Source organism: Myroides sp. LoEW2-1, from assembly GCF_009767705.1.
GTDB lineage: Bacteria > Bacteroidota > Bacteroidia > Flavobacteriales > Flavobacteriaceae > Flavobacterium > Flavobacterium album_A.
In genome coordinates this window covers 1-3,217 of sequence record NZ_WSPP01000076.1, presented here as the reverse complement: position 1 = coordinate 3,217, position 3,217 = coordinate 1, and the positions used below count along the sequence as shown (strand labels likewise).

Sequence of the window (3,217 nt, the reverse complement as noted above, 5' to 3'; positions counted from 1 at the left end):
GTATTACAATATGCTACTGATATTTTAGCAAATTCTAAATATGCTTTAAATTATTTTTTTTGTGAGAATAGGAAAGATAAGCGTTTAAAGGTAATCTATAATGGTATAAATACAACTGAATTTCTTTTTGTTAAAGATAGAATTGAACTTAATATTTCTGAAGATGCAATTGTAGTTGGTCATACAGGCAGATTTAATTCTGCGAAAAATCATCATACAATGATGCAAGTTGCAGAAAGAATTATTAAAGAAAATAATAATGTTTATTTTTTGTTTTGTGGTAAAGGGGTACCAGAAGGGTTAAAGGATCTTGCTATAAAAATGGATATAGTGAATAATGTCTTCTTATTTGATAATAGAGATGATATAACTAAGGTATTAAATACTATTGATATTTATTTCTTTCCTTCCATAACAGAAGGGCAACCTAATGCCTTAATTGAAGCATGGTTAAAAGGAAAGCCTTTTGTTGCTTCTGATATTGAACCAATTAAGGATATTGTGCCTGTTGAGTTTTTATGTCATTTAACACATCATAGTGATATTACTCAACAAGTTGTTTTATTGAGTAAGTTGTTATATTCTTTTGCCAATGAGCAGGATAAATATGATAGATTAGCAGCTTATGCAACCAAAGAGTTTGAAGCTTCTGTTCGTTTTGAGGAGTTTTTAGAAGTTATAAAAAAATAATAAGAAATTGAAAGCAGTATTTGTACACGATCATAATTTTGTATTAAATCCTAAGGATGGATTGTATTATGATGGCTCTGGAGGAGTTTTTACTAGTAGTTTATGGCAAAGATATTTGTCTATTTTTGAAGAACTCGTAGTTGTGGGAAGGAAAATAGATATGTTACCTAATAAACTGACGTTATCATCATGTGAATATGTTTCATTTGCTTTAGTTGAAAATGCGCATTCTTTAAGAAATAGGTTGTTAAATGTAGCTTCGATTAAAGAGCAGTTAAAGTATACTATTCTAAAAGCTGATTTTGTTATCATTCGTTTGCCTAGTTTTTTGGGAAGTCTAGCGTTTTCAATTTGTCAAAAATATAATAAAAAATATCTTATTGAAGTAGTTGGGGATCCCTATGATGCATATAAATATCATGGGTCGATATTAGGTAAATTTGTTGCGCCTTTTGAAATGATAAAATTAAAGAATATCGTAAAGAAGGCTGAAAATGTAATTTATGTTACCCAGTCTAAGTTACAAGAAAGATATTTTAATCCTAATAATAGTATAGGAATTTCAAACGTTCAATTATATAATGTATTGGATGAAGATATTATTGAAGGATATTACAATGAAGAAAGCGATGTTTTTAAATTAGCTCTTATAGGTACTTTTCATGTCAAATATAAAGGGCATTATGAGCTTTTGAATGCAGTAAAATATTTAAAAAAAAATAATTCTATTAAAAATATAAAAGTATATTTTGTTGGTACAGGAGATGCTACTTGGGTAATTGATTTAGCAAAAGAACTTGAGGTTAATGAAAATATAGAGATAGTAGGAGCATTAAAAGCGGGGGAGGAAGGTATTATTCCTTTTTTGGATAATATTGATTGTTATGTACATCCCTCAATGACTGAGGGATTACCTAGAGTTGTAATTGAAGCTATGAGCCGAGGCAGACTGTGCTTGACTTCTGACGCTGGAGGGGTAGGAGAATTGATAGATTTGCAGTATATTCATAAAGCGGGAGATTGGGTAACTTTAGGAAAACATATTAAAGAACTTTATGAGTTAAAAGCTCAAGAGCGTTATAAGATAGGAATGAAGAATCTAGAAAAGAGTAAATTGTATTTAGAAGATGTGTTACAAGAAAGAAGAGTAAAGTTTATTCAAAATATTATAAAAAATGTCACAGATTAAAAATCAAATTCGATATATATTACCTCTTTGGTTTGTTTTATTAATAACAAATTGGTTACCTGATAATCGATTTAGTATTCGTCTAAGAGGAATATTAGCTTCTCCATTTTTTAAAAAATGTGGCAAGAGATTAGAGTTAGGAAGAGATTTAACTTTTCTTAATTCAAATAACATTGAATTGGGAAGTGATATCTATATAGCAAAAGGAACATGGTTAAATGGTTTAGGAGGATTGATAATTGAAGATGAGGTTGTCATAGCTCCTTATGTTGCTATTAGTACGATGCAGCATGTATTTAAAAATGATTCAGTTAGATTTGGAGGTAGTATTCCGGGAAAAGTTCTTATTAAAAAAGGAACTTGGCTTGCATCTCATGTGTCCGTAAAATGTGGAGTTACTATTGGAAGTGGCAGTATTGTAGGAGCTAATGCTTTTGTAGTAAAAGATATTGAAAACAACTCTATTTATGGAGGTGTACCAGCAAAGTTCATTAAAAGTAATGAAAACAGAGAATTCTCATTCTCTAGTGCCGAAGAAGTATTAAAGAATATGTAGTATAATATGAAAATTCTAATAGCGATATCTGATTCTTTTTGTGCTAATTTTATTAAGGGACAAGGGCGATATTTAAAAGAACAAGGTCACGAAGTTGTTATAGTTTCAGGACCAGGTATTGAGGTGGATAGGTTAGAAGAAACTGAAAAAGTACGAGTAATCCGCGTCAATTTTGCAAGGGAAATATCTCCTTTTAAAGATTTATTTGCTCTAAAGGAGGTTGTAAAAATTATACGGATGGAAAAACCAGATGTAATTAATGCAGGTAATCCTAAAACAGGTTTTTTGTTTAGTTTAGCACATGTCCTATTCCCCAAAATACCTCTAATTTTCACATTAAGAGGAGTGCGTAGCGATACTCTATTTGGAATTAAAAAACGCATTGTAAAATTCACAGAATATCTGAGTTGTAATTTAGCGGATAAAGTTATTGCAATAAGTCCTAGTTTACGAGATCATGCAATTAATATAAAAATTGCTAGGAAAGATAAATGTGTTGTACTAAGCAAAGGAAGTAGTAATGGTATAGATTTAAATCATTATTCTTTAAATGCAAATATAAAAGAAAGTGCATCAACTTTATTGACTAAACATGAATTGGATGAATCTGTCTTTAAGCTTTTATTTGTTGGCAGATTAACTAAGGATAAAGGAATTGAAGAATTAATTGATGCTTTTGATAAATGTATCGAATTAGGTGCTAATATGAAATTAATATTAGTTGGTCCAATAGAGATGCAGGATCCATTGCAAGAGGATTATTATACCAAATTAAATAATAA

The 3,217-nt window shown here is 29.8% G+C and carries 4 protein-coding genes; all 4 read left to right on the top strand.

What is annotated here, in order from left to right:
- Positions 1–690, top strand: a 690-nt coding sequence (locus tag GOQ24_RS05550) for a glycosyltransferase (protein WP_160339263.1), incomplete at its 5' end; no start/stop codon positions are given.
- Between the two features lie 7 nt (positions 691–697).
- A complete protein-coding gene (locus GOQ24_RS05545) occupies positions 698–1,879 on the top strand; it encodes a glycosyltransferase (RefSeq protein WP_160339262.1) in 1,182 nt (393 codons plus the stop codon).
- Positions 1,866–2,435, top strand: coding sequence for an acyltransferase (locus GOQ24_RS05540; protein WP_160339261.1), 570 nt, complete (start codon positions 1,866–1,868; stop codon positions 2,433–2,435). Before GOQ24_RS05545 ends, GOQ24_RS05540 begins: the two co-directional genes overlap by 14 nt.
- A gap of 6 nt (positions 2,436–2,441) precedes the next feature.
- Positions 2,442–3,217, top strand: a 776-nt coding sequence (locus GOQ24_RS05535; RefSeq protein WP_160339260.1) for a glycosyltransferase, incomplete at its 3' end; no start/stop codon positions are given.